We start from the raw sequence: 25,327 nt of genomic DNA on the forward strand, positions 1-25,327 counted from the left end.
CACTATCTTCCGAAAAAGACCGTTCGACTTGCATGTGTTAAGCATACCGCCAGCGTTCATCCTGAGCCAGGATCAAACTCTCCGTTTTGTTGAGTCTTTAGGCTCTCAAAGATTCTATTCTAGAATCCTCTTTTATTTTTCTTATCTGTCTTGAGTCCCTGACTCAAAACTTCATTTCTTTGACGAGGATTGGTTTGCTTTTGGCTTCCAAACTATTGATTTTTCTCGGTTCGGGTGTCTTGCTTTTGCTTGACACTTTATCTAGATTAACTAACCATCTTTGCTTTGTCAAGGGGTTGATGAAACTTTTTTCTTCCCTTTTTTGTTGACTTACTACCTGGTTGCTTCTAGTTGGTTTTTTCTATGGTTCGGTCGCGTCGTTGCTTTTAACGCTTTTTTAATATAGCAGACCTTTTTTATATCCTTGCGCCATTTTGCCTGCTCTTTTGGCTTGCTTTTAGCGCTAGCGCACTACCTTTTCTAGTACAACGAGGTGTGAACATCCACATTTAAAAGCTTTTTCATTTAATGCTAAAGTTCATCATCCTAGACTTATTGGAGGGAATAAGGATGAGTTTATAAAGTGGTAAGCGACTTGAATAATATATGCACAAACAGGAATATCTTTAAAAACATCAAGCAAACCGTACACAAATCTGATGAATGAAATTGCGATCGCACGCATATTCTGAAAAAACCGAAACTAGTGGTTCATCGCATTAATTTATGATGGTTATATGAGTTCGTAGTTAAAGATTTTAGTCCTAAACTGCGAGAGCACTCTTTGTGCTTACCACAAACCTATCAAAACTTTTGCGACAGACTGCTAGTCATTTTTAGACGATCCTCAAGTCGGATCGTCTTCATAAGGGTTATAGAGAGACACAAGCTCAAGCCATCAAAATCGTTTCTTCCTTTTATTTAAAGGGAGCCAATGCGCTAATTTTGGTCTTTTCGTGTCAATGTCACTAAGATTAAGGCTAATTACCAAGGTTGGGACAGTCTACTACTTCTCTAAAGATACAAGGTTGGGTTCAGAAATATGAAGCCAACCTGGGTAGTTTTGAGAATTATATTCTTAGGCAAATTAGTATTACTTACGAACTTGGGCGCTAAACCCGGCTGCTTTAAACTGCTTTAGCTTTAAAGGGGTGGGTTGATTGGCTGGCACAGAAATTCTTAATTCAAAATTGCTAATGCCTGGTGGGACTTCTGCTATTGAACCTAGACGCGTGCGATTTTGCATTACTGAGTCATTATTAGCATCATAGATGCGTCCAAATATATCTGCATCATAGACTATTTTGTTGGTCGAATTTTCCGCTTTACCAGTGACAAGAAAACAGTTAGCTGCCATCGTAGTGCCACTAGTGACTGCTCCTTTAGCCAGTTCTTTTGGACACTCATTATAAGAAATATCGAATAGTTTAATTTGTGTCAATGCTACAGCAGAGGGGATAAACACCCACGATAATACTCCGAGTACGTAGGACAAGAAAATAACTCTAAGTGCGCGCAACAGCATAAAAGGCACCTTAAATAAATCAAACAATAGGCAACTTAAAACTCAGCTTATACTATTTTGAGTATCTCAATAGGATTTTGAGAACTATTGATAGCCTCTTTATAGATAAATAATTTCACTTATGTTAAAGTTACTTTTATAACTAAAAGTTTAGGGATAAAGACTTATAGTAACCTTAATTTTATATTGCAATCTTTGATATATCTGATTTCCCAGAGATATTGTATAAAGGCTCAATTTTCAGTCTCTACAAATTTTGTAATAATTAGAGAAATAGCCCTTAAATTGCTATTAACTTATGACACCAGATGAGATTGAAGCAGCCTTACAAACAGCGTTTAATCGTTGTGAAACAGCCAGCTGCCCTCTCACTGAGATACAAAAGCAGATATTACTGCAAGTAGTTGGGCAAATTAAGGTCAACTTAAACCCTGGCTCATTTGATAATGTTAATCCTTTAGATGAACTTACCTCAGAAGAGCAACAAGCATTTTTACGTTTTGTCAATGCACAAGAAGAGCAAAATCTCTCCTGGAAAGCCCAGTTACTGAACGATTGGTTACACAACAATGATTCTGGAGAAGTGCAGTTTATCCGTGATCGCTACGGTTTGCAGTGGCTGAATCGGTTAGAAGCACATCATTTTCATAAGTTTTCTTCTCAAGACAAATTGAGGCTAAAGGTAGGCGATCGCATTGAAGTTTGCAATGCACTGTGGGAATGGGTACAAGATGAAGGTCCTTGTCGTCGCGAATGGTTTTCCTGCATAATCATTAAGATTGATGAAGTTAGACATAGTGATTACTCCTCTACTAATTGCATTGTTCGCTTTAATAATGGAGCTGAGTATGAGATTCAAGGTATGTACGAATGGAATCGCTATAATTGGCGATTGATACAGCTGTAGAGGAGAATATACCCATTTGCATTACATATCCACTGGATGCTGTCCATAGTATGGCAGTGCTTCTGACCAATGGGGACGATTTCCTTTGTGCCAATCTAAATATGCTAATTGCAAAATACTAGTCACTGTGGTTGCTAATTCAGATTTTGCTTCAATTAGCTGATAATTGGTATTCCAGCTAGCTAACTTTTCCTGCCAAACTTCTGGTGAAAACACAGTGTCTGGTAATAAGACGTCAAGTCTAGAGGCATCAGGTAACGGTCGATAAATAGCGGCAAAAACTTGACCACGTTGCGCTGGCATTTGCACCGCGATAACATAATCTTCTGCATATTCTGCATTCTGCCATGCTAGTGCTGCCAAGGTGGAGATAGCAAATACAGGAATACCCAATTGTTGCCCCAGTGTTCTGGCAGTAACAACGCCAATACGAGTTCCAGTAAAACCACCAGGCCCTTTAGCTACGCCAATGAATGCTAAATCTGCCCAAATTTGGGGTTTTATAAATTCCGTTAAATATAGATGTAGCTGGTTGGATAACTCACGTTCCAAATTCCAAACACCATAACGCGTATCTCCAGCAAAGTTACTAATCGCCAAACCTAATTCAGGAGTAGTAGTATGGAGCGCTAAACCGTATTTTGTGGAGTCTAAATGTTCTAATTCAGTAGACAAAGCTTATACAAATATTAATCAGGTTGCCATTGCTCATTTTAAATTGGCAATAGGGCTTCAGGCATATAATTTTGAATGGCTGCGCACATACAAAAGTTTATACGACTACCACACTGCTCGACAGTAGTCGCATTAAAATCACTTACCATTACTTCTCAAGTTGGCACTAATTCACCAGGACGCAATTTCGACCATTTACCCATTTCTTTCTTAAAGCTGAGACAACCCACAACATCCCACTCCATTTCAATCACATCGTCTTTGGGACGGATGTTGACATTAATGGATGGTTCATTTGGCTCGAAATCTGGATTTTCAGTCAAATGGGGCTGTTGGTGCTGCGTTTCTACCGCATGGTAGGTGATGCAGCGATCTACATAGTGGCAATTTACACAAACACACATAATAGAACCAACTCCTGAGCCTTTATTGTTAATGTAGCTTAAGCGAAACTGTTATTGATTAGCCCTTGGGTTTATTTTTATTACGATGCATCCTTCAGTTACTTCTACCTTAGCCCCCGAAACTTGGCCCTTTAGCCTAGAATTATTGCCAAAACCTGCTTACATGGTAGGTGGTGCTGTAAGAGATGCTATTCTGAACAGAACTCGTGAATATTTAGATTTAGATTTTGTTTTATCATCTAATGCTGTAGAAGTGGCTCGTCAAATAGCGAGGCATTACAAAGCTGGTTTTGTTTTACTAGATTCAGAAAGACAAATCGCCCGTGTAGTATTTCCTGGTGCAACTGCTGATTTTGCTTTACAGGAAGGAAATTCTTTAGAAGCTGACTTACATAGACGAGACTTTACAGTAAATGCGATCGCCTACAATCCGCACACCCAAGAAATAATTGATCCCTTGAAGGGTTGTGCAGATATAGAAAATCATCTTTTGAGGATGGTGTCACCCGCTAATTTGGAAGATGATCCCCTGCGGCTACTACGGGCATATCGCCAAGCCTCCCAACTTAATTTTAGGATTGAAGAAAGCACTCAAGCAGCAATTCGCGCTTTAACACCATATCTAGTTAAAGTTGCCCCAGAACGAGTACGGGTAGAATTGGGGTATATGCTGGCAAGTTCTTATGGTACTCCTTGGCTAATTGATGCAGGTAAAGATGGTTTACTTGCCCATTTTTTTAAAGACGCCACGCTAGAAAGTTTTCGTCAACTTACAGCAGTTGATAATGCAAGCGATCGCCTCACACAAATTTGGCCACAATTAGGGGAAGAATTGCAAAAATTTGTTCGCGATACCGTTAAAACAACTTGGTTGGGTATTGCCAAGTTAGCTTGTTTAGTTAACCAAAATCCAGAATTAGCAGAAATTGAGTTACAGGAACTTAGTTACAGTCGTGCGGAAATTAAAGCTGTCATTACAGCTTTGAAACTTTTTGTGCAGCTCAATGCATCTTCAATGTCTTTACGAGAACAGTATTTCTTGTTTCAAGAAGCTGGATTTGTATTTCCAACCACAGCAGTTTTAGCAGTAGCACATGGTATTTCTATAGAAGCGGTCGCACCTTTAATTAATCGCTACCTTAATCCTGATGATTTGGTTGCTCATCCTGTACCTTTAGTAAGTGGAAAAGAATTGATGTCAGCATTACAAATTCCGGCTTCACCACTTGTAGGAAAATTGCTAACAGAAATAGCGATCGCACAAATTGAAGGTAAGGTTTCCACAGCAGCAGAGGCAATAGAATTTGCTGCACAGATAGTCAATAGTTAATCTGAAATACAGGTAGAAAAATGGGAAAACTTAACACAGAGGCATAATCTGTTGAGACTTTTCCTGAAATGTTGTACTGTTCCAATCCTAGTTGTTTTAATCCCTTTAATTCTGACAGTCATAAGTTTTGCATTAGCTGTGGAATGCAAACACTCACACCTTTATTCAGAAACCGCTTTCGTGTAATTCGATTTTTGGGTGAGGGTGGATTTAGCAGAACTTATGAAGCTAGGGATACAGATAAAATGGATGAACCTTGCGTGATTAAGTAATTTATGCCGCAAGTTCAGGGAACAGCAGCTGATTTGGAAAAGTCTTGGGGGAAGTAAAAATACAGATTATAAAATTTGGTCTCGTTTTGGAACTCAGGTAGGATGGATGCGTAATAAGATGTTTAACCTAGTTTGGTTCGATGACCTTAATTTCTCTAAAAATGCTCCTATTGGTCATCTTCCATGTATTGATATGATAAAAATTGTTGGCATGAACTGGGCTTGTTTTCTCTTTTCTCGAATTGAGGCTTGTGGATTGTCAACTGTCCCACCCACAAGGGGATGGGGTTTTACGCACGAGTTATAAAATTTGGTATTTGCAAAAGGAATTAACTTATGACTGAAATTGTGTTTTTAGTTGAAGACAAACCAGATGGTGGTTACACTGCTAGGGCATGAGGTGAATCAATTTTTACTCAAGCTGACTATTTAGAAAGCTTACGAGAAATGGTTCGTGATGCGGTTCATTGTCATTTTTCTAATGAACAAATCTATCCCAAAATCATAATCAAAAATAATTAGTTATGAAATGGCGTGTGATTCTTGAAGAAGATCCAGAAACAGGCGAGTGGGCTGTATGGTGTCCAGAATTACCTCCTGGTTGTACTTCAGTGGGAGAAACAGAAGAAGAAGCCTTAGAAAATATTAAAGAAGCTATTCAATTGTACTTACAGCAGGAAGAGATTGAGTTAGCTCCTGGTGCGATTGCACGGGAGATTAACGTTTGATGAGCGAGCGTATTCGTCGGGTGACAGCTAGAGAAGTTGAATCTATCTTTGAGACAATATGGATTTCAACTTATTTCTCAAAAAGGTAGTCACCGTAAATCGAGAAATGAAAATATTGGTTTGCAAGTGATTGTTCCAGAACACAGAGGGCGTACTTTACCTATAGGTACATTACGCAGTATCTTTTAAGGAGCACAAATTCCTGAGTCGGAATGGAGAAGTTGATATAGTTCATTAAAAAGCTGGGCTTTTCACAAGTTATCAAAATGAAGACAAAGATATTATTACCTGGTCTTTAAAACAGATAGTAGACGTAAATTCTGTTTTATGCGATCGCTTTGACAATGGTAACTAAATATACGCTAACCAGATCGGCAATTATGAAGCCTACTGCTTGTTTGAGCAACTCTTATCAGGAGAGAAACTCTAGGTATTTTGAGATAGTTACTCATGCTAGTTTGTCAAACTCAATGTAGAGGTGCTCAAGTCCCCTTAAGAGTATGTTTGGAAAACGTTTATAATCTCCTTGCGCCAGGCGAATGTTCTTGAGGCGTAGCAACAAACGCTCAAAAGCAATCTGCATTTCCTTACGAGCCAACATAGCGCCTAAGCAAAAATGGATGCCATGCCCAAAGGCTAGATGATTACCTGAATTCTGGCGGCACACGTCGAAACGCTCGCCCTCCTCAAATTTTGCCGGATCGCGGTTGGCAGCATCAAAGCGGATCATCACTAACGATCCGGCTGGGAGTTCAACGTCTGCTAGTTTTGTATCTTGCTTGACAACTCGCCACATCCCCGCTGTAGGAGTTTCCATACGCAGAACTTCTTCGACAAAATTCTCAAGCTTGGAAAGATCTGTTTGCACCAAAGCCATTTGCTCAGGATTTTGGGCAAGCAGCAGCATACCACCCGCGATCGCATTCGTGATAGTCTCATTGCCTGCTACCAGTAGTTGCTGAATTATACTGAGCAGTTCGGCGATATCGAGCGATCGCGTCCCTGCCACCTCTGACTTTACTAGGTCGGTAATCAAATCATCCTTGGGTTCTAACCGACGTGACTCAATTACATCGTGGAAATAATGCTGGAAGGCAACGACATCCTTGGCACACTCTATCTCCTGCTCTTTAGAGATCATGCGACCGAGGCGAGCAATGAAAGCATCAGACCATCGCTTGAACTTGGGCAGATCTGCTCGCGGCACACCTAACTGATCGGCAATCACTTTCACGGGTAGGGGTACGGCAAACTCGCTGACGAATTCGCACTTGTTATTATCGATGAAACTATCAATTAGTTCATCAGCGATTTGCTGAATCGAGTTGTGCATTTTGTTGACACGGGAAGGGGTAAATGCCTTATTCACCAATGCTCGGAATCGCTCGTGTTCTGGCGGATCTGCTGTCAGCAGAGTGTTCATCTGGGGCCAGCCTTGGGCATAAATTTGCTGCAATTGTTCATCCTGTTCCTGTTTGCCAGCCAGTAGAGTAGAGAAATTGCTGGAGAACACTGTCGTATCTTTAAGAATTTCGACCACTAAATTATAGCGGGTAACTAGGAAGAGTTTGGCGTTAGTTATGGGACTAGGTAGCTCCATAACTGGTGCTTGCTCTCGCGCCAGCTTGTAAAATTCATAAGGGTACTCAAGGAGTTCGGGGTCAAAAAAGTTGTAGTCTAAAAGCTGTTTCACATCCTTCTCCATAAAAACCCTAAAAACATAATCACTTGACAGTACGATAGTGCAAAAACAACTCACTTCCGACCTGACGAGTCTCAATTAGTTGGAGATGAGGGGCTGTACAGGGAACAAAACCCTCTCCCTCTACTGGAGTCGGCGCACCTTGCCCTCCATAAATGACAGGCCAAATGGTTAACCACCAGTCATCGATTCGCCCTGCTTGTACCAAAGAAGCTGTCAAAGAGCCTCCTCCCAAAGCAACAACCTTGCGGATATCACGTTCTGCCATGATGGTGTAGCCGCGATCCCAGTCTAAGTCTGTATCGCCCAGTTCAATTAAATTAGCCACTTTATGCAGAGCCGTTGTCTGGGAACTGCGCTCCAAACCTGTTCGAGTCGTAAATATCCATCGCTCAACATCCTGCTGGAAAAAAGGCAGAGCCGGAGATAGTTCTAGTGAGCGTGAGACAACACAGGTAATGGGCTGGGGAGGCTGTCCCCGAATTTGACGCGCTACCAACAATTCAGGATTGTTAATTGTAAAGGTTTTTTCCTCTGACCGAATCGTTCCAGCTCCTACTAGGATAAGATCTGCAAGCGAGACTTGATACTCTAGGTGTACTTTATCAGCTTGATCTGAATCACGGGGCGCTCTAGGATCTACAGCACTGATTTTCCCATCCGCTGTCATTGCAAGAACCACAGTTGTTTGAATGGCTGTCATGGTTACTTTCTGACGCTTTAATCGAGTCTCAATTTATTGTATTTACTGCATAATGAACAACTTTCTTTGGAAGTAATATCACTGAAGTAATTAAATACAGCAACCTTTGGTTTGCGATTGCTCCAACTAAAAACCGGGCTTTTTTCAAACCCGGTTTCTATTAGCTTAAATTTTCAACTAAATTTTAGCTGAGAAAATGTAACTGACTTACTACAAAACTAATTGCACGATGCGTCAGGGGAAGACTATCAACTACCATACCCAGACATAACAGCATCATGTAAGAGATTGAATAGAGAAATAATCCTCTAGCTAAATTGCGTTCTTCTGGATTTTGCAACAGTTGCCAAGCTTTGTAAATAAATAATCCCCCCAAATATAGGGCGATCGCTGCATAGACAATTCCAGTTTGGTGCAAGGGATAAACCAGTAGCAGTGTTGCTGCTACGGTTACCAAGGTGTAATACCAAATTTGCTGCACAGTTGCTTGATTGCCCGCTACTACTGGTAGCATAGGTATTCCTACTTTTGCGTAATCGTCCCTAATCATCAATGCTAATGCCCAGAAGTGAGGTGGTGTCCACAAGAACACAATTGCAAATAACAACCATGCTGTCCAGCTTAAAGTACCTGTAACTGCTGCCCAGCCAACTAGTGTTGGTATTGCTCCGGCGGCACCTCCAATCACAATATTTTGGGTACTGTGGCGCTTCAGCAAATGTGTATAAACTAAAACGTAAAAAACAACACCAGACATTGAGAGCAGAGCTGCTAGCAAGTTGGCAAATATAGTAAGTAGGGTAAAGGAGATGACAGCTAGAGCGATCGCAAAAAGGAGAGCATCGCGTGAGAGTATCCTACCTGAAGGGATGGGACGGTGGCGCGTGCGCTCCATCTCATAATCAATATCTCTGTCGTAGATACAGTTAATAACTTGAGCGCTAGCAGCAGCTAGAGTGCCACCAGCTAGAGTTACTAGTAGAAGCATTGGATCTACTTGTCCTTTAGCTGCAATCCACATACTTCCAGCTGTAGTAATCAACAGTAATGGAATAATCCTGGGTTTAGTTAACTGGTAGTAGCTTTGAAGAACTTGCAGAAATGTTTCATGCTGCTTCGAGACATTAGTCTCAATCATTTTGGCAATATTTCCTTTTGTGTTAACAACTTATAGGCTGCTGCTTTGGTTTTGTTAGTTCTTTTGAGTCTCAATCTGAAACTAGACTCACACAATTTAGGGTTTTGCTTCAAGCACAGGTTTAGCGATCGCAGTGGCTGTATCGGTAATCGTGTAAGTGTTGAGTTCCCGATTCATAGCCCAGTCACGCAGCGAGAGAACTGTAAAAACTACTAAAGTACCTAACAAAGCCGCTCCTAAAGCTTGATGGGAGACTGTCAGTGGCTCAACTTGGAGATGTAACCGAAAACTAGCAAATCCGATCAAAATTTGGAGTATCAGCAATCCTCCAGCCATGTTTGCCAGTTTTCGCAAAGCTGGATGTAATGCTGGTGTACGCCAAGCCAGAACGACAACAGCTAATGTTGCTGCTGTTGGCGGGATCAAGCCAAAAATATGGGTGTACATAACATCACAAAGTTGGTAACCCGCAAAGCATTGATGTAATGCCCAGCGAGATCCGACTAAGGCACCGAGTAGACTTTGCACGTATACCAAGAGGGTAGCTGTCAAACCCACCCAAGGTAATTTACCAACAGTTCCAGTACCTTGGTATGGGGTAAGTGCGGTACCGATCACCATTAAAGTCGAAAAAAACAATAATGCCGTTCCCAAGTGAGCAGTGACGATATCAAATCGTAATAGTTGAGTTACTGTAAGTCCGCCCAATATGCCTTGGAAGACAATTAAAAACAGGGCAAATGTGGATGCCCAAGGTAGCCAATGGGGTAAGGAGCGACGGCACAACCAACAAATACCAACAAGTGCGATCGCGCTCACACCAATTAGTGCCGCATCCAATCTATGAAACCACTCCAAGAAAACTTGGAAATTCATTTGTTTGGTTGGCACTAGTTCACCGTAGCACAAAGGCCAGTCTGGGCAAGCCAGTCCTGCATTCATCACGCGGGTGGCACTGCCAATAGCCATTAAAATCAGAGTGGCCACACACATTTTCCATACCAAACGACGAATTCGATCCTTTGGTTTTTGCTGTTCAACTGCCGTTAAATTTTGTTGTTCTAGGACTATCTCGCTCATGAAAGATACCTTTTGCCTACTTTTCGTGAGCTAATAAACTTCAAGGGTAATCAATGTAGATCCTTCTCCACCCTAGCTTATATAAATCTGGACTAGAGATCGGCTCTCATTTATACTTTGAACCACCCTTGCTAGTTTCAGCTTGAAGCTTTGGGGATTTTTTCAATTGTCAGTAATCGATTGCTGCCAAGTCTTCTTGCTTCCGGAGAAAATTCCCTGATTGACATCCATCTTGTGGCATATCCAATCAATACGTTCTCTTGAGGATAGAAACATCAGCTTAAAAATTAATAATGATTTCACCTTCTGCTACTCAATGTCTGGCAGCCTAGACTACCGTAGTAAGTGAGCAGTTCTGTCCAACGTAGTAAAGTCATTAACTCTATCAACCGTGAAAATTCCAAGTTCCATCTGGACATTACTCATTGGCATCCTACTGACACTCGTCAGTCTTTGGTACGGTCAAAATCATGACCTTCTACCAAAAGCAGCCTCTGATGAAGCTTCCTTGGTAGACGGCCTATTCAATACAATGATGACCGTATCTGTAGGTATTTTTCTTGTAGTTGAAGGTGTTTTAATATACACTATAATCAAGTATCGCCGACGTGCAGGTGACGACAAAGATGGTCTGCCAGTTCATGGCAACGTACCACTCGAAATTCTCTGGACGGCGATCCCGGCTATTATTGTTATCGGTATTTCTGTTTACAGCTTCGATGTTTACAATGAAATGGGTGGTTTCAATCCCCATGCTGTCCACGAAGCCCCGATGACACCGCAAGCGATGAAAATGCCAGGGGCGGCAATCGCGGCAACTTTAACTGATACACCAGCGAGTACAAAACCCAACCTCAATCAGGAAAAATCCGATGAGGCAATGCAAGATCCAGCTACAGCAGCAGTCCGCAATGCTGATCAAATTCCTCAAAAACAGAATGCTCCTGGAGTAGGAAGTGTTGCTCCGACAATTGGCCCTACTCCTGACAAAGAAGGCAAACCACCCGCGCTTACAGTTAACGTTACAGGTTTGCAGTACGCCTGGATTTTCACTTATCCAGAAACCAGTGTCACTTCTGGTGAACTGCACGTTCCTGTCGGACGTGAGGTGCAAATTAATATGACAGCTAATGATGTGATTCACGCTTTCTGGGTACCAGAGTTTCGCCTGAAGCAAGATGCGATCCCCGGACGGCAAAGCGAAATTCGCTTCACTCCCAGCAAAGAGGGTACGTATGCGCTCATCTGTGCAGAACTTTGTGGCCCCTACCACGGTGCAATGAGATCGCAAGTTGTTGTGGAAAAGCCAGAAACATTTGCAGCGTGGATGAAAGAGCAGCAAGTTGCAAGCAACGAAACGCTCAATCAAGCAATAGCTGTAAATCCTGCGGAATTATCCCCAGCTGATTTTCTTGCACCCCATACTCACAACATGGGAATTCAGCCAGAAATACTACATCAAATTCACAATTAGTCATTAGTCATTGGTCATTAGTCATTAGGACACGAGACAAATGACAAAGGACAAATGACAAAGGACAAATGACAATAGATTTTATGACACAAGCACAGGTACAAGAAAAAGCCAATATTCCTGCCGAAATTGAGGAACCAGGAATAAGGAAGTGGTGGGAATACTTTACCTTTAACACCGATCATAAAGTTATCGGTATTCAATACCTAGTATCCACGTTCATTTTCTACTGTATTGGTGGCGTGATGGCTGATTTGGTTCGCACAGAACTGCGAACCCCAGAAGTCGATTTTGTTACCCCCGAAGTCTACAACAGCTTATTTACGTTGCACGCCACAATTATGATTTTCTTGTGGATAGTGCCAGCAGGTGCGGGTTTCACTAACTACGTGCTTCCCCTGATGATTGGGGCAAAGGATATGGCGTTCCCTCGCTTGAATGCCTTAGCTTTTTGGATTATTCCCCCAGCAGGTTTAATGTTAATCGCTAGCTTAGTTGTAGGCGATGCACCAGACGCAGGTTGGACTTCTTACCCTCCCCTGAGCTTGGTCACCGGTCAGGTGGGTGAGGGAATTTGGATTATGAGTGTCCTGCTTTTGGGTACATCATCTATTCTGGGGGCAATTAATTTCATCGTCACCCTTCTAAAAATGCGTGCTCCTGGCATAGGGTTCCATCAATTGCCTTTGTTTTGCTGGGCAGCTTTTGCAACCTCAGCGTTGGTTCTTTTATCTACACCTGTACTTGCGGCAGGATTAATCTTGCTTGCCTTTGATTTACTCGCAGGCACAACATTTTTTAATCCCACTGGTGGTGGCGATCCCGTAGTTTACCAGCATATGTTCTGGTTCTATTCCCACCCGGCAGTTTACATCATGATTTTGCCCTTCTTTGGGGTAATTTCTGAGGTGATCCCCGTTCATTCTCGCAAACCAATTTTTGGTTATAAAGCGATCGCCTACTCTTCTTTGGCAATTAGCTTTTTGGGCTTGATTGTCTGGGCGCACCATATGTTCACCAGTGGTATCCCTGGTTGGTTGCGGATGTTCTTTATGATCACCACAATGATCATTGCCGTACCCACGGGGATTAAAATTTTCAGTTGGTTGGGAACTCTCTGGGGTGGCAAACTTCACCTGGAGCGCCCTGCTTTGCTGTTTGCGATCGGCTTTGTCGGCACTTTCGTGATTGGCGGGATCAGTGGTGTGATGCTGGCAGCCGTGCCGTTTGACATCCACGTTCACGACACCTATTTTGTTGTGGCGCATCTGCATTACGTTCTGTTTGGTGGTAGTGTATTGGGCATTTATGCAGCCTTTTACCACTGGTTCCCGAAAATGACAGGGCGAATGCTGAATGAATTTTGGGGACAGGTTCATTTCGCCTTCACCATCATCGGTTTAAATATGACTTTCTTGCCGATGCACAAGCTAGGCATGATGGGTATGAACCGTCGCATCGCCCAGTACGATCCCCAGTTCACATTCCTCAACGAAATCTGCACTTATGGTTCTTATATATTGGCAGTTTCGACATTCCCCTTCATTATTAATGTGATTTGGAGTTGGATGTACGGGCCAAAAGCGGGTAATAATCCCTGGAATGCACTAACTCTGGAGTGGATGACTGCTTCACCGCCAGCGTTTGAAAACTTCGATAAACCACCAGTACTAGCAACAGGCCCTTATGACTACGGCTTAGAAAATGCAAGGGAAGGCGTTCCCCTGTCCGATGCCGAACCAATTTTGTCTGCTGGTACTAACTCCGTCTTACGTGCCAATCCAGACGAACCTTATCCGGCGATCGCTGCTGAAACTGACGAACGTTAGTGAAGGCAGAAGGCAGAAGGGTAAAATTTATCCTTCTTCCGTCACACAGAAAATTCAGATTTCACACCTTTACCTTAGAAGATTCATGCAAAGTCAAACAGTTGACCCAGCAAAAGCAGAACTAAATTACCACCACACAATGGAAGCTGCTCATCACGAGGAGCATCCAGATTTTCGTCTCTTTGGACTAATTATGTTTCTAGTTGCTGAAGGGATGATTTTTATGGGTTTGTTCGGTGCCTATTTGGCTTTCCGTTCTACGTTGCCTGCTTGGCCTCCAGAAGGAACTCCTGAACTAGAATTACTGCTTCCCGGAGTCAATACCATCAATCTGATTGCTAGTAGTTTTGTGATCCACAATGCCGATGCCGCAATCAAAAAGAATAATTTGCGGGGTATGCAAATATGGTTTGGGATCACTGCTGTGATGGGGATCGTTTTCTTGGTGGGCCAGTTGTATGAATACTACCACCTGGAATTCGGTCTGAATACAAACTTGTTTGCCAGTGCATTTTTCGTTTTGACAGGTTTCCACGGACTGCACGTCACTATTGGTGTTTTAGCAATTCTGGCTGTGTTGTGGCGATCGCTTAAACCAGGTCATTACAGTAGCGAAAAGCACTTTGGAATAGAAGCTGCTGAAATTTACTGGCACTTTGTAGACGTGATTTGGATTATCCTCTTCGGATTGTTATATATTCTTTAGAGTATTGTTTATTACTTAATACTCTCATTAAAAAACCCCCATCAGGGGGCTTTTTTATTAACTATTAACTAACTTCTATCTTCTGTACCCACCAGATTGAGATTTTGGGGTTGCAACTGTGAAGAATTTTCTAATTTGGCTACTGGCGAATCTTGGTGTTGAGTAGTCAAATCACGGGGAAGAAGACGTCCTTGTAAACCATAGCTAAGTAAACCCATAGACTCGTAAAACATAAGTACTGCTTTTTTCCTCCTTGGCAAATAATTTGGGAGAGGGCTTGAATGCGGAATAACTTCAAATCCTAAATTACGAAAAGTCAGCACAGAACGTAACATATGTGGAGGATCGGTTACAAGCAAAATCTGCTCTACTCCTCGTGGTTTCAATACGGAAGCGGCGAAAATTGCGTTTTCTTTTGTAGTTCTAGAGCAGTGTTCTTCAGCTAACGCATCATCAGGAACACCCTGTGCTTTTAATTCCTCTACTATTTCTTGCCCATCTCCGGCACCACTGGCAAAAATCAAAGGTGCTCGTTGAGATTTCCAAAGTTCTGCTGCTACTTCTACACGAGAAGGCCGGAATTTAGGTCCACGTCCCAAAATAACAATTGCGTCTGCTTCTGTTGTACCTGGATCTTTAGGAACAAATGCCCACAATCCTTTTTTAATTACTGCTGTTGTGAGCGGGAAAGTAACAATTAAGTAGAGCGCACACAAAAGGATTCCTAACCTAGTAAATAGGCGTCGCCACCGCAACTCTCTCAAAAATGGAATAATCCAAGGTAAGAAGACTAAAGCTACACATACTAAAACAATTAGAGACGGTATCATCAGCCACTGTTGAAGCGTTGACTTTAAAGCCAACCACTGGCTAGCAGGACGCTCGCACAAACTTGGATCAAGCATTTAAGTTTATTTAAGAAAATTGTATTTTTTGTAATATCGAACATACATATTATGGCAGCTTTATCAATTGATTGACTGGGATACTTGATTTAACTGCTATACACTGATTATAAGAATTACTTATGAAGTATATATACCTTTCTTTGTCAACTTCTATTGACTGTTTGTAACAAAAATATTATATTTATTTACATAAGTTAATAATTATCAAAATAAAAAATAAACTAAATATCTTAAGTTCTGATCTGTATCTCCCAAAGTGCTAAACACACTACGTGAACGACATTTGGATTCCTCTAACTCACCTCGGTTTAACAGCCGGGGTTTTTTGTGATCTCAGTAATTTAGTAACCGATGATTAGCTGACTGTTATTTTGCTTTTCAAGATTCACATCTTGTAGTGTCTGCTTGATTGCAACTTTTCTAGAATAGCCACTGTCTAACTTTCTTCAAACTCTTCTTTTTATATTGTGGACAATGTTCTGAAGTTCTACACATTGCCGTGACTAATGCGAATTGAAGAACCTGCTTATACCAATTCCCGAAAAGAATGAAGCAGACGCGTAGGTTGGGGAGCCATTTGTGTGGGCGGGTTTCCCGACTTGAACAAAGTGGCGTTTGTAGCTTGCTTCCCCGTAGGGGTAGGGAGTGAAATCTAACAATTACAAGACTTTAAGGTGTTGGGTTACCCTGCACCGAAGCCGCGCAAAGCGCGTCTACATCGCTCAACCCAACCTACATCCGTATCATAGTTTTGTGAAATGGTATTACTGTTGGCTGAAGCCTTAAGGGCTTCTTGTAGAGTATCTAAAGGGTGCAAGTTTCTAGAGAACAAGTAATATTATGAAAGTTTTCTATTGACATTCACTATTTTTACTTGACCAGTAAGGATATACTTCAAAAATCGTCTAACAAATTTAGTCAAATTGCAATGAAAAAGATTATAAATAAAATCCCTTTGCTTTATTTAATTATTGCTACTTTTTGGTTAAGATTAATTAATATAGGCTACTCAAATTATCAAGGAGATGAAATTAAAGCATTATATAGACCACAAGTTGGTCAAAGTATGCTTGATTTTTTACTAACTCAAAGAAAAGGGCCTATTCAATTTTTAGTTACTTATCTTATGAGTTTTATTAATCCTGATTATGATAATGAATTTTTACTCAGGTTACCTTTTACTGTAGCAAGTATATTCGCAATTTATTTCTTTTATAAATTTGTCCAAATTGAATTTGGGCAAAAAATAGCTCTCTATTCAACTTTATTTATATCTTTAAATGGTCTCTTCGTTGCTTTTGCAAGAATAGTTCAATATCAATCATTTGTAATTTTATTTTCAGTTTTAGCCTTGTACCTTTTCAGTTTATCTACTAAGTATAATGATTGGAAAATTTATGGATTATATTTGGGGATGCTGTTATGGGGATTATCTATTCTTGCCCATTATGATGGCATTTTCATTGCTCCGTTTGTCTTTTACCTAGTTTATAGATGGTACGTTAACAGTAGAAATAATAAACAGACAATTAAGCATTTAATTTATGCTACAACTATTTTCTTAGCATCGTTATCTATATTTTATATTCCCTTCTTTCTTTCAATTTCAGAATCTACAAAAGAATATTGGGCAGAGAGGATAAGCAAACAGTCTGTTAGTTCGACAAAAACGTTCATGACTTATAATCCATTATTCCTGATATATATATATGCTATTTTGGGTTTAATAGGGATCTTCAGAATTAAAGAAAATTTTTCAGTCGTTATATGGTTTTTATTTCCTCTAATATCATTAGAAACTTTGGTTGGTAATCCTGGTACGCATATTTATACATACGTGATACCTTTTTGTATTATCATGGCTTTTGGATTAGAAGAATTTCACTCTTTTCTAAAAAAGCGATTTTTCAATCCGTCAAAATATATTAGTATTTTTATTTTAAGTACAATATATATATCTTCTTTCTTGTTTTCTCATTTATTGTTCATAGAGAATAAACAAGAATATCCATGGGAAAATAAAAACTTTTTATTTCTTAATTTCAAAAAGCAAAGTAGGCAGAGCTTATTTGGTTTCCCTTATTACAGGCATTGGGAAAAGGTAGAGTCGTATCTTGCAAGTACTAAAAGAAATGGATACTTTATTACTAATGAAAAGAAAAGTATTACGAGATATTATATTCCTGGTAACTTCAAAAATTTAGAATTATATCCTTACGATTCCAATTCCACTGGAGAAATATACGTAATATATATCAAAAATCCTCAAAGTGGAAACAAAAAAATTTTAGACAAAGAGCAAAGCTACTGGGAGGAACGATACCAACCAGTAAAAACTTTTTCTAATCATGGCAGAATTGTAACTACGATTTATAGATTTTCAGGTAGTGAATGGGAAAAAGTAACTAAGGGTCAATAGTTAATGGCTAATAGCAAAAAGCCCTGTACCCTAGAAGGGTGAGGCTATACAAACCAAGCCCGCCTGTGCGGGCTGAAAGATTTTAGCCCAGGTGGGCTTTGTCTTTGTAGCGATACCCTTCTAGGGTATTGCGTCAAAATTAGGATGCTCCCAGTCGCACTCTCATAATAGATTGATTGTAAAATCCAATTTTATTGTGATAACGACCACAGATAAACACGGATGCACACGGATGATTTATCTGTGTTTATCTGTGGTCGATTTTTATAATATGATTTTTGCTTGCTATTTTAATTCACATCAGACGTAATTTATAAACAAATAACTACTAAACATCACCTTATCACTTTACTAATAACTGCTCGTCCGAATTCTTTTCCCTGGCTAGGGGAAAACCACCCCACTTCAATTTGGTAGCGTTGCTGTGATGTGGCTGGAGAAATTTTCAGCTTGTGGACATCTCGCAGGATTGTGCCTGGGCTGATTTGTTCTGGAAGTATATATCCATTCAACAAAGGTGCATTAGAAAGTTTAGTCAGGCTATCATTATTCTCGCGCAAACCAATTTTGAGTTGAATATCTGACGGTAGTGGTGCAAGAAATTGCCAATAGAATGTGATAATCAAATCTTCATTTGCAGACAACTTCGTTTGATTTAAGTCATAACCTAGTAGCCGCACTTGCTCACCAAAGGACAAAGACGAAGAAAACTGAATGCGTTTTATATCTTCAGCTAAGGGTAATGAACCAGGATAAACCCAAACATAGTCAACATCATGAAACCGCACACTATATAAAGGTTGCTGCATCGCAAAATAAGCCAGCATTTTTGGTTCTGGGAGTTGGCGCTGCAATTGATTTTTGTAGAATACTACTCGATTAGCCTGAGTCCAAGGCTGAATTCCAAATGGGATACGCTTGTCTATTGGTAAGGTTTGACCGTGAAAATAAGTGGAAAAATATCGACTATACCAACTAGCTACTTTGATTTCTTTTACATTTGGTGATTGGTTCAACCATTGTGCAGCTTTTTCTAAACCTTCCCCTTGACCAATCATAAATATATTTTGGGCTACTTTCACACCACCAAGTAACGGATTGTAATAAGTCAGGTAATGGGGATAGTAGGGTAAAAGAAAGATTAATTGCAACAGCAATAGAACTACTGCTGTTAAAGGGGCGCGATCGCTAGAAAAATTGGGAAGATGTGTAATGCGATCGCCTACCCAATTTTCAACCCAAGCAATTATTTTTAGCCATCCAACAGATGCAAGTAACCCCAGTATAGGCAGGCAAAGATTGATGTAACGGTCGATTTTACTGTCACTTACCGATAGTATCAGCAGCACGCACAGAGAAATCAGAACGAGCGCTGTCAATTCAGGCACTTTTTGTTGCTCTTGTCGTAACTTGGATATGAGCAATACTGCACTTGTTGCTAACAACCCTACTTGCAGCACAGGTGATAGACGATATGCCAGCACGAGCGGATAGAAAAGAATTCCGGGCGAATGGGTAAGTTGCCCCAAGAAAAAAAGAAATCCACGATCAGACTCGTCTAGAATACCCTTGTATATCTGAGTGAAAACATATCCGGGTGAAACCCACATTGCTGGGAAAATGAGGGTAAACACTACTAAAATAGTAGCTCCCCAAAGTGCAAAGCCCTGAAATTGACGCTTCCAGCCCCTTTTGGGAAAACTACTCTGCCAAATTCCTAACTCAATCAACACTATTAATAGAGCAACAGCAGGTAGTAAAAATAATGCAGTAATTTTCGCTGCCGTTGCCAATCCCAGAAACACTCCCGAAACTAATAGAGATTTGCGTTTTCCATCTTTTCGCAAATACGACAGAAACAGTAGTATAGCTAGAACAGCAAAATCAGCTTGTAGGGCATCTGTGGTGATAAAGCGTTGATATGCCAAAAAGAATGGTTCTAATAGCAGCAGGCTAATCGTACATAGAGCTACAGCTTTACCAAATAAACGCTTGCTCAGTACGTATAAATACACCATACAAGCAGAAGTGATTATTGCTTGTACTAGGCGAGGAATTATATACAAAGGAATGGGAAACTCTTGGATATGCAAGCAAGCACCCAAATCTGAAGGCAAATCTACACCTAAAAAGCCTGGGAAAAGCTTGTGCAGCGAACAATTCAACCACATACTGCTGCCACTGAGCCACATATTGGGAACCCCAGGGTGGTGCTTGAGAAAAGTACGTGTTAAATCTCCTTCCAACAAGCGTTTGATAAACTGACTGCCACGATATATCCACAACCCCTCATCCGTATTCAGGGATGCAGTAATTGCCAAGGTACGTAATGCGAATGAGATGAGGAAGATGGCAAGCAATAAAGGGGAACGTTTCATTAGGGCAAAAAAATCGCCTGTAACTCTGGGATAGTTTATCAGACGAGGATATCTAGTTTAAGTTTTTGCTTCAAGTTATACTTTGGTGATTTGCCCGTAGCAGCTCCAAAGCTTGATGCTGATGAAGTTGAGGGAATTAACGATAAAGCAACTCAGAAAATTAGCGATCGCCTGTTATTTGTGCAAGCGTTTAACTGCTGCACAATAAGCCACAACCAAGAGCGATCGCTCTTTGATTACGGTAATAACTACATCACCTAAATAAATATATTGCTTCAGTTTAATATATTCTTAATTTTTGGCTATCTTTTTTCTTGATTTTATCTTTGTATTATTTTAACAATTAACCTTTCTTTACTAAAGAATTATTTACTTTAGAGATAGTTCATAGAGTTCCACTAAATTTTCATTAATTAATTCAGTAGATACTAGTTTTAACAATTCAGTAAAACTTGGGTTATCACCTATTCAAATACAGCATATATTTATCCTAATAGTTTCGGAGTTATAAACTACAAAATTAATTAAAACTAGCACCAAAAGTTTCACTTTAAATAAACCTTGAATTTATGCATCTACTACCCATAGAGTTAAAGTATTTCTGAACCATCAACAGAAATAATATAAAATTTGCGTAAAGCTCTTAGAAAGAGGGACTGCCCTGTATTTAGAAAGAATAGTGATGTTGTTGCCTCAATTGTGAACAAAGAATTAGAAAAACTTTTTGAATAATCTACACCTAAGTCTGAAACAATTCATCGCTCTTTTTCAGGACAATGGTATTAAAGTATGTGTCAAAATTTTTAGTGACATATGTCAACCTGAAAATCAAGAGGGTAGCCAACATGACAAATTTTGAATTGAATAATAGCAACATTTTTCAAGCCGAAGGCATTCATTTAATAATCTGGGCACCAAATCTTATAGTATTGCCTATCCCAGACAATAGCTCCACTTCCAATTTCAACACTTTTGTGGAATTTAATGTCTACCTGATTAACAACACACCAAACTCTTTTCGCCTTAATCCTAATGAAACTTTAATTCCAGAGCTTTTGGGATCAGATAGTCAAGCACTGCAAGGGCAAGTCGTTTCAGATGAACCTGCTCATACAGAGCAAAGGAACATACCTCCCCAATTAGGTTTTAAATTTAAATTGAACCAGTTGCTATCAAAATTAGCTCGTTGGTTTTTTCAAAGAAAGACTAGAGAATTCGACCCTCGTTTGATTGATTCGGGGCAGGTTAGACTTGCTACTGTGACTTTAAGGTTACTCTGGCAAAATAACTTGCTGCAACTTCAAGTTATTAATAGTTCTAGCTCTTTACAAATCTTTTTTAGTCTTCTTGATAAATCCTGGATTTTTAATACTCTCCAAACAGGAGCCTATCAGCTTCGGTTCATATGGGGTATTCCTTTTGGGGATAGTGAATCTGATTCAGACTCAGAAACAACCCAAGGAATAAGTGCAGAACAATTAGCAACTAAAATCCTGAATCTTCGGTTGATTGAACCCGTAGGAGCTAACAAAAGTGCAACAGAAGTGGATGGTATCTGCTTTGAAACCCTGATGCCAGAGCGGCTGTTAACCCTCCCAGAAAAAAAGCGGGGTGTCGAGACTCGCGTGCAGTTAGGGATTTGCATTACTAACAACACGCCCATCCCAGTTCGCCTGAGCTTTTTTGCTACTTTAATTCCCCAACTTGTGGGAGCCAATGGACAACCATGTTTGCGAGGGTATTTTCGGTGTGTCACTAAAAGACCATTAGCATCTGATTTTCCAGTGATTATGTCAGGAGAAAATATGAGCTTATTTCTATACGCTAGTCTTTCTTGGTACAAGCGCGATCAATTTACCCTTACCATTGATGCCGGAGATGGGGGTTATTGGAGTTTTGAAGCTCTTAAAGCGGGTGTCTATCAAATTCAGCTCACATATATCAACAAAGATGCAACTGAAGAAATATATGACCGAGAAAGTATGAATACGAACTTAGTAGAAGATATTTGGATGGGGATAGTGCCTACACCGAAAGTAGAGTTTCGTTTAGTCCAAACTTGAACTGAAACAACATCAAGATTGCTATTTACAGATACAGAAACACAATCTTACAGCAAGTTAATACTTATAAAAGGTACAACCATTTTATCACGCCTAAATTCTATTGTTTTCTTGGCAACAACTCTGCTTATAACGCTACAAAGTCAGTCAAGTTTTGCTGTCACAGTAAATAATCCATCTGGAAGACCTGCAATCAAGATTTACGAAGATCCAATAACGCAAACAGCAGGCTTAGTGTACTTACAAGCATGGCCTTTTTATGATCCTCGGTCTATTTTAGACTTTGGAAAAGTTGTGGAGATAAAACCAGGAGGCACAGATAAATTGTTAAGTCTACTAAGGTATGAATGGCGTGAACCTGAGTGGAATTTTGTACAAGTAGGTGGTTTAGAAGGTAGTTTTGATATTACAGCGTACAATCCCTGCACACCTGTACTTGGGGAATTTTGTGGAGGGCGTCCGGATAGAGCTGGAGGAGTTGGTGCTTATTTCAGGATGAATTACAATCCAGTGGGAGATGACCCAAGAGGAGATAATGTCCACTGGATTCAACGAATTATAAAAAACACAAGGGGATTTGAAATAGACAAAATAGATATTCTTTATAGGTCTGATCCATACTACGATACCGTGGGAAATGCAAGATCAGACTACTTTCAAGATATTCCATACACGGCTCCTCCTCCTAATGCAAAAGCTTATTTCTATGGCGAAGTCTATTTAGTCGAAGAAGTTAAAAATTCTATAACTCAGCACAAGACAGTTAACATTTATGATGGGGTCAGATGGGGTTGGGAATATAAACCGTCTAATACCTTCAAAAAGTTTACAGATATCTTATCTTCTGGTTATGAAAAAGATACATTTCAGCTAAAAGAACTTTCTCCAGGTGCAAAATACTATGCTTACATCAATAACGATATACCTGGTAATCAATGTAATCCGAATACATTACTAGAAAGATATGATGATGAAAATGGAGCTTGGTACTATGACAATGATAATAGTCATTCAGGAGATGGTTTTGCTTCTGCATTAACAGGTATTGTTCCAAATAATGGAACCATAAATTTAAATGTTAGTGCAGCTAATCCTGGTCGTTGTGGAGAGGATAGAGGCAATTATGAACTTAATATCATGGTATTTGATGATGAAGATTTATCATTTTCCGCAGGTGATAGCGGAGGCGGTGGTGTTAGCAGAGAACGACCAGGAGGAACTCAACACAATCCAATCCTCCCCAATGCAAGAGATGGAAACTGGCAAGTATTCCGCAACGTTCCTGGCTGCCGTTGGTACGACCCACACACTACCTATGGTTTTGAATTCCAAGCACTAGATGACACACTATTTACTGAAATTCTTGACTTCCCGATTGGAGACGACAATCGATTTACCGTCTCAGTGGGAGATACTATTCTTGGTGAATTCAGCCCCGGAGAGAGCTTAGACTTTGTTTCCTTATTTGGTCATGGTATTTCCAACTTTAAAATAACTGACATCGATTCATTATTTGGTTCAACATAAGAAACTGCTTTCCCGATTCAACTAGCATTTAATGACCGTATAGGTAGTTTCAAAATGCGTCCAATTTCTAAGGAAAGCTCTCCTCAATCTGTACCTGAATCCTCCTCTGTATTTGGACTCTTGACGCTCGGCGCATGGGGCTTTATAAAAGCGCTGAAAATTAGATCCAACAAACAGCAGTGAATCACCTCTACACTCTCTTGTTTTCCCTCAGCATCATTCTCATCAACCCATTCGGTACAATGCGCGGGGAAATCTGGACTCAGCCAAAAGTATTCGCAATCCTCCTCATCTGTATACTCAACTTCCTTTATCTGTGGGAAGAAAAAGACACCCTCAAAATTCCCCATAGTTGGAAAATCAGCAAACTGCTGTGGGAAATATTTCTGGCAATCGGGTTAATCGCAACTGTTACTAGTCCCTTCCCCTTACGTTCCTTACTCGGTCAAGAGCAGATGGGTGATGGCTTGCTTTACTGGTTACTAATCGCCATCTTCACTCTCAGCAATAGCCTACTACTAAGATTGCATCCAAAACTAGCCCGTTCTCAATTCATTGGTTTAGTGATTGGCGGTGTCATCCTTGCCTTGAGTATCTTTCCTCAAGTTATTAACTGGCGCATCGACTACACTGCCACCAGCGGGCAACTACTACTAGATAATATTCTGGCTAGTACCATTTTCCAAAATCAGCAACCAATCGGCTTGTATTCTCATCGCGGTCATGCTTCATTTGTCCTAGCAGCAGTGGCAGTTATAACGCTTGTTGGTTGGCAATGGCGGTGGATAAGTACTCGTTATGCTGCTATGGCTAGTATGCTGATTATCCCTGCATTGCTGCTGACTCAAACTAGGGCGGGAATACTAGCTTTTGTTGTCGCAGGAGTTTATTGGATTTATCAGTTCCCTCTGGGGAAACAAGCACGCTCCTTTATGCTCTGCACCGTGTTGGTGGCTTTGTTGTTTGTCGGTGCAGTTTCCTTGACTCGCAACATTGAAACACTCAATCGATTCAACTTTGATAGTAATACTAAGATTCTCAAACAACTAACATCAGACAGAGTGTATTTGTGGGAGATATCACAACGCGGTATCAGTAAACGCCCTTTACTCGGTTGGGGTATGAATGGTTTTGGTAGTGCTTATCCCCACGTCAAAAATTCTAAATCGGTTAAATGGGTGAAGATTACTCGCTTAGGCAATTTTACTTTTGACTACCAGGGCTTTGATGGACAGCGTGGCAGGCAAACGCTACCTACGGTGAAAGCACACAATTTGATTTTAGATACAATTTTATCAGTGGGTGTACTAGGATTAGTGTCTTACTTGTCGCTGTTAGGATTGGGTCTGTGGCTGGTTATTAAGTCGCCTTGCCGGGGGATTGAGGCGGTGGTAGTTGCCTACATTGTGTTTACATTTACATGGTTTGAGTGCGCTCAGTATACGCATCTGGCTTGGTGGTCGTTGAGTTTGTTTAGTATATCTGGTGAATGTGAAAATATTAATATTACATCTTAAAAGTGCTGCCATCATTTGCTTACTGTGTTTTTTGCCAGGTTG

Annotated in this window: 23 protein-coding genes, 1 rRNA gene and 2 pseudogenes; 16 read left to right on the forward strand and 10 right to left on the reverse strand. The window is 40.4% G+C overall.

Going from position 1 to position 25,327, the window contains the following annotated elements; translation table 11 throughout:
* A 16S ribosomal RNA gene (locus QUB80_RS18470) occupies window positions 1-88 on the reverse strand; the annotation flags it as partial.
* Window positions 89-1,093: 1,005 nt separating this feature from the next.
* The gene (locus QUB80_RS18475; RefSeq protein ID WP_289790982.1) at window positions 1,094-1,525 is read right to left on the reverse strand and encodes a hypothetical protein; all 432 of its coding nucleotides are present in this window, start codon (window positions 1,523-1,525) and stop codon (window positions 1,094-1,096) included.
* Between the two features lie 298 nt (window positions 1,526-1,823).
* On the opposite strand from QUB80_RS18475, the gene QUB80_RS18480 reads away from it, so the two are divergent.
* Window positions 1,824-2,432 (forward strand): hypothetical protein, encoded by a 609-nt coding sequence (locus QUB80_RS18480; protein WP_289790983.1) that lies wholly within the window; start codon window positions 1,824-1,826, stop codon window positions 2,430-2,432.
* A gap of 21 nt (window positions 2,433-2,453) precedes the next feature.
* On the opposite strand, the gene tsaB is transcribed toward QUB80_RS18480, so the two are convergent.
* Window positions 2,454-3,107, reverse strand: coding sequence for a tRNA (adenosine(37)-N6)-threonylcarbamoyltransferase complex dimerization subunit type 1 TsaB (tsaB, locus tag QUB80_RS18485; protein ID WP_289790984.1), 654 nt, complete (start codon window positions 3,105-3,107; stop codon window positions 2,454-2,456).
* A gap of 155 nt (window positions 3,108-3,262) precedes the next feature.
* On the reverse strand, window positions 3,263-3,511 hold the full coding sequence (locus tag QUB80_RS18490; RefSeq protein ID WP_289790985.1) for a Ycf34 family protein: 249 nt from the start codon (window positions 3,509-3,511) through the stop codon (window positions 3,263-3,265).
* Window positions 3,512-3,596: 85 nt separating this feature from the next.
* Between QUB80_RS18490 and QUB80_RS18495 the strand changes: the two genes are divergently transcribed.
* The 6 genes and pseudogenes from QUB80_RS18495 (at window position 3,597) to QUB80_RS18515 (ending at window position 6,030) form a co-directional block, all read left to right on the forward strand.
* Complete coding sequence (locus QUB80_RS18495) at window positions 3,597-4,841, forward strand: tRNA nucleotidyltransferase/poly(A) polymerase-related protein (protein ID WP_289790986.1); 1,245 nt, start codon at window positions 3,597-3,599, stop codon at window positions 4,839-4,841.
* A 68-nt stretch (window positions 4,842-4,909) separates the two neighbouring features.
* On the forward strand, window positions 4,910-5,113 hold the full coding sequence (locus tag QUB80_RS18500; RefSeq protein WP_336622328.1) for a 4-Cys prefix domain-containing protein: 204 nt from the start codon (window positions 4,910-4,912) through the stop codon (window positions 5,111-5,113).
* 25 nt (window positions 5,114-5,138) lie between these two features.
* Window positions 5,139-5,420, forward strand: a pseudogene (locus QUB80_RS35060) (GUN4 domain-containing protein); the annotation flags it as partial.
* Between the two features lie 29 nt (window positions 5,421-5,449).
* Window positions 5,450-5,635, forward strand: a pseudogene (locus QUB80_RS18505) (2-oxoisovalerate dehydrogenase E1 subunit beta).
* Between the two features lie 2 nt (window positions 5,636-5,637).
* The gene (locus QUB80_RS18510; protein WP_289790987.1) at window positions 5,638-5,841 is read left to right on the forward strand and encodes a type II toxin-antitoxin system HicB family antitoxin; all 204 of its coding nucleotides are present in this window, start codon (window positions 5,638-5,640) and stop codon (window positions 5,839-5,841) included.
* Window positions 5,842-5,889: 48 nt separating this feature from the next.
* Window positions 5,890-6,030: a type II toxin-antitoxin system HicA family toxin gene (locus QUB80_RS18515; RefSeq protein WP_289791229.1), complete on the forward strand. Its 141-nt coding sequence runs from the start codon at window positions 5,890-5,892 to the stop codon at window positions 6,028-6,030.
* A 259-nt stretch (window positions 6,031-6,289) separates the two neighbouring features.
* Here the strand turns inward: QUB80_RS18515 and QUB80_RS18520 are convergent, their stop codons facing one another.
* From QUB80_RS18520 to QUB80_RS18535, 4 genes are all read right to left on the reverse strand, one after another.
* Complete coding sequence (locus QUB80_RS18520; RefSeq protein ID WP_289790988.1) at window positions 6,290-7,534, reverse strand: cytochrome P450; 1,245 nt, start codon at window positions 7,532-7,534, stop codon at window positions 6,290-6,292.
* A gap of 31 nt (window positions 7,535-7,565) precedes the next feature.
* Complete coding sequence (locus QUB80_RS18525; protein ID WP_289790989.1) at window positions 7,566-8,246, reverse strand: RibD family protein; 681 nt, start codon at window positions 8,244-8,246, stop codon at window positions 7,566-7,568.
* A gap of 184 nt (window positions 8,247-8,430) precedes the next feature.
* Window positions 8,431-9,384 (reverse strand): heme o synthase, encoded by a 954-nt coding sequence (locus tag QUB80_RS18530; protein WP_289790990.1) that lies wholly within the window; start codon window positions 9,382-9,384, stop codon window positions 8,431-8,433.
* A 96-nt stretch (window positions 9,385-9,480) separates the two neighbouring features.
* Entirely contained in the window at window positions 9,481-10,464 is a 984-nt protein-coding gene (locus QUB80_RS18535) for a COX15/CtaA family protein (RefSeq protein ID WP_289790991.1), read from the reverse strand.
* Between the two features lie 391 nt (window positions 10,465-10,855).
* On the opposite strand from QUB80_RS18535, the gene QUB80_RS18540 reads away from it, so the two are divergent.
* From QUB80_RS18540 to QUB80_RS18550, 3 genes are all read left to right on the forward strand, one after another.
* Window positions 10,856-11,938: a cytochrome c oxidase subunit II gene (locus QUB80_RS18540; RefSeq protein ID WP_289790992.1), complete on the forward strand. Its 1,083-nt coding sequence runs from the start codon at window positions 10,856-10,858 to the stop codon at window positions 11,936-11,938.
* An 83-nt stretch (window positions 11,939-12,021) separates the two neighbouring features.
* Window positions 12,022-13,767: a cytochrome c oxidase subunit I gene (gene ctaD / locus QUB80_RS18545; protein WP_289791230.1), complete on the forward strand. Its 1,746-nt coding sequence runs from the start codon at window positions 12,022-12,024 to the stop codon at window positions 13,765-13,767.
* Window positions 13,768-13,852: 85 nt separating this feature from the next.
* Complete coding sequence (locus tag QUB80_RS18550; RefSeq protein WP_289790993.1) at window positions 13,853-14,473, forward strand: cytochrome c oxidase subunit 3; 621 nt, start codon at window positions 13,853-13,855, stop codon at window positions 14,471-14,473.
* Between the two features lie 68 nt (window positions 14,474-14,541).
* Here the strand turns inward: QUB80_RS18550 and QUB80_RS18555 are convergent, their stop codons facing one another.
* Window positions 14,542-15,378 (reverse strand): YdcF family protein, encoded by an 837-nt coding sequence (locus QUB80_RS18555; RefSeq protein ID WP_289790994.1) that lies wholly within the window; start codon window positions 15,376-15,378, stop codon window positions 14,542-14,544.
* Between the two features lie 931 nt (window positions 15,379-16,309).
* Between QUB80_RS18555 and QUB80_RS18560 the strand changes: the two genes are divergently transcribed.
* Complete coding sequence (locus QUB80_RS18560) at window positions 16,310-17,800, forward strand: ArnT family glycosyltransferase (protein ID WP_289790995.1); 1,491 nt, start codon at window positions 16,310-16,312, stop codon at window positions 17,798-17,800.
* A gap of 335 nt (window positions 17,801-18,135) precedes the next feature.
* Here QUB80_RS18560 and QUB80_RS18565 read toward each other — a convergent pair whose 3' ends face one another.
* The gene (locus QUB80_RS18565; protein WP_289790996.1) at window positions 18,136-20,178 is read right to left on the reverse strand and encodes a glycosyltransferase family 39 protein; all 2,043 of its coding nucleotides are present in this window, start codon (window positions 20,176-20,178) and stop codon (window positions 18,136-18,138) included.
* 90 nt (window positions 20,179-20,268) lie between these two features.
* Here QUB80_RS18565 and QUB80_RS18570 point away from each other — a divergent pair, with 90 nt between their 5' ends.
* The 5 genes from QUB80_RS18570 (at window position 20,269) to QUB80_RS18590 (ending at window position 25,285) form a co-directional block, all read left to right on the forward strand.
* A complete protein-coding gene (locus QUB80_RS18570; protein WP_289790997.1) occupies window positions 20,269-20,439 on the forward strand; it encodes a hypothetical protein in 171 nt (56 codons plus the stop codon).
* Between the two features lie 584 nt (window positions 20,440-21,023).
* On the forward strand, window positions 21,024-22,241 hold the full coding sequence (locus tag QUB80_RS18575) for a hypothetical protein (protein ID WP_289790998.1): 1,218 nt from the start codon (window positions 21,024-21,026) through the stop codon (window positions 22,239-22,241).
* 18 nt (window positions 22,242-22,259) lie between these two features.
* The gene (locus tag QUB80_RS18580; protein WP_289790999.1) at window positions 22,260-23,768 is read left to right on the forward strand and encodes a hypothetical protein; all 1,509 of its coding nucleotides are present in this window, start codon (window positions 22,260-22,262) and stop codon (window positions 23,766-23,768) included.
* Between the two features lie 54 nt (window positions 23,769-23,822).
* Entirely contained in the window at window positions 23,823-23,951 is a 129-nt protein-coding gene (locus QUB80_RS18585; protein ID WP_289791000.1) for a PEP-CTERM sorting domain-containing protein, read from the forward strand.
* Entirely contained in the window at window positions 23,948-25,285 is a 1,338-nt protein-coding gene (locus QUB80_RS18590) for an O-antigen ligase family protein (protein ID WP_289791001.1), read from the forward strand. Before QUB80_RS18585 ends, QUB80_RS18590 begins: the two co-directional genes overlap by 4 nt.
* Window positions 25,286-25,327 lie beyond the last annotated feature (42 nt).

It is taken from the genome of Chlorogloeopsis sp. ULAP01 (assembly GCF_030381805.1).
Lineage (GTDB): Bacteria > Cyanobacteriota > Cyanobacteriia > Cyanobacteriales > Nostocaceae > Chlorogloeopsis.

Bases quoted from the DNA above. Each gene is read 5' to 3' on its own strand.
- QUB80_RS18585 (WP_289791000.1), top strand. From the start codon at position 23,823: ATGCGTCCAATTTCTAAGGAAAGCTCTCCTCAATCTGTACCTGAATCC.
- QUB80_RS18500 (WP_336622328.1), top strand. From the start codon at position 4,910: ATGTTGTACTGTTCCAATCCTAGTTGTTTTAATCCCTTTAATTCTGAC.
- QUB80_RS18535 (WP_289790991.1), bottom strand. From the start codon at position 10,464: ATGAGCGAGATAGTCCTAGAACAACAAAATTTAACGGCAGTTGAACAG.
- QUB80_RS18575 (WP_289790998.1), top strand. From the start codon at position 21,024: ATGACAAATTTTGAATTGAATAATAGCAACATTTTTCAAGCCGAAGGC.
- QUB80_RS18525 (WP_289790989.1), bottom strand. From the start codon at position 8,246: ATGACAGCCATTCAAACAACTGTGGTTCTTGCAATGACAGCGGATGGG.
- QUB80_RS18530 (WP_289790990.1), bottom strand. From the start codon at position 9,384: ATGATTGAGACTAATGTCTCGAAGCAGCATGAAACATTTCTGCAAGTT.
- QUB80_RS18550 (WP_289790993.1), top strand. From the start codon at position 13,853: ATGCAAAGTCAAACAGTTGACCCAGCAAAAGCAGAACTAAATTACCAC.
- QUB80_RS18475 (WP_289790982.1), bottom strand. From the start codon at position 1,525: ATGCTGTTGCGCGCACTTAGAGTTATTTTCTTGTCCTACGTACTCGGA.
- QUB80_RS18555 (WP_289790994.1), bottom strand. From the start codon at position 15,378: ATGCTTGATCCAAGTTTGTGCGAGCGTCCTGCTAGCCAGTGGTTGGCT.
- ctaD (WP_289791230.1), top strand. From the start codon at position 12,022: ATGACACAAGCACAGGTACAAGAAAAAGCCAATATTCCTGCCGAAATT.
- QUB80_RS18495 (WP_289790986.1), top strand. From the start codon at position 3,597: ATGCATCCTTCAGTTACTTCTACCTTAGCCCCCGAAACTTGGCCCTTT.
- QUB80_RS18560 (WP_289790995.1), top strand. From the start codon at position 16,310: ATGAAAAAGATTATAAATAAAATCCCTTTGCTTTATTTAATTATTGCT.
- QUB80_RS18565 (WP_289790996.1), bottom strand. From the start codon at position 20,178: ATGAAACGTTCCCCTTTATTGCTTGCCATCTTCCTCATCTCATTCGCA.
- QUB80_RS18480 (WP_289790983.1), top strand. From the start codon at position 1,824: ATGACACCAGATGAGATTGAAGCAGCCTTACAAACAGCGTTTAATCGT.
- QUB80_RS18490 (WP_289790985.1), bottom strand. From the start codon at position 3,511: ATGTGTGTTTGTGTAAATTGCCACTATGTAGATCGCTGCATCACCTAC.
- QUB80_RS18510 (WP_289790987.1), top strand. From the start codon at position 5,638: ATGAAATGGCGTGTGATTCTTGAAGAAGATCCAGAAACAGGCGAGTGG.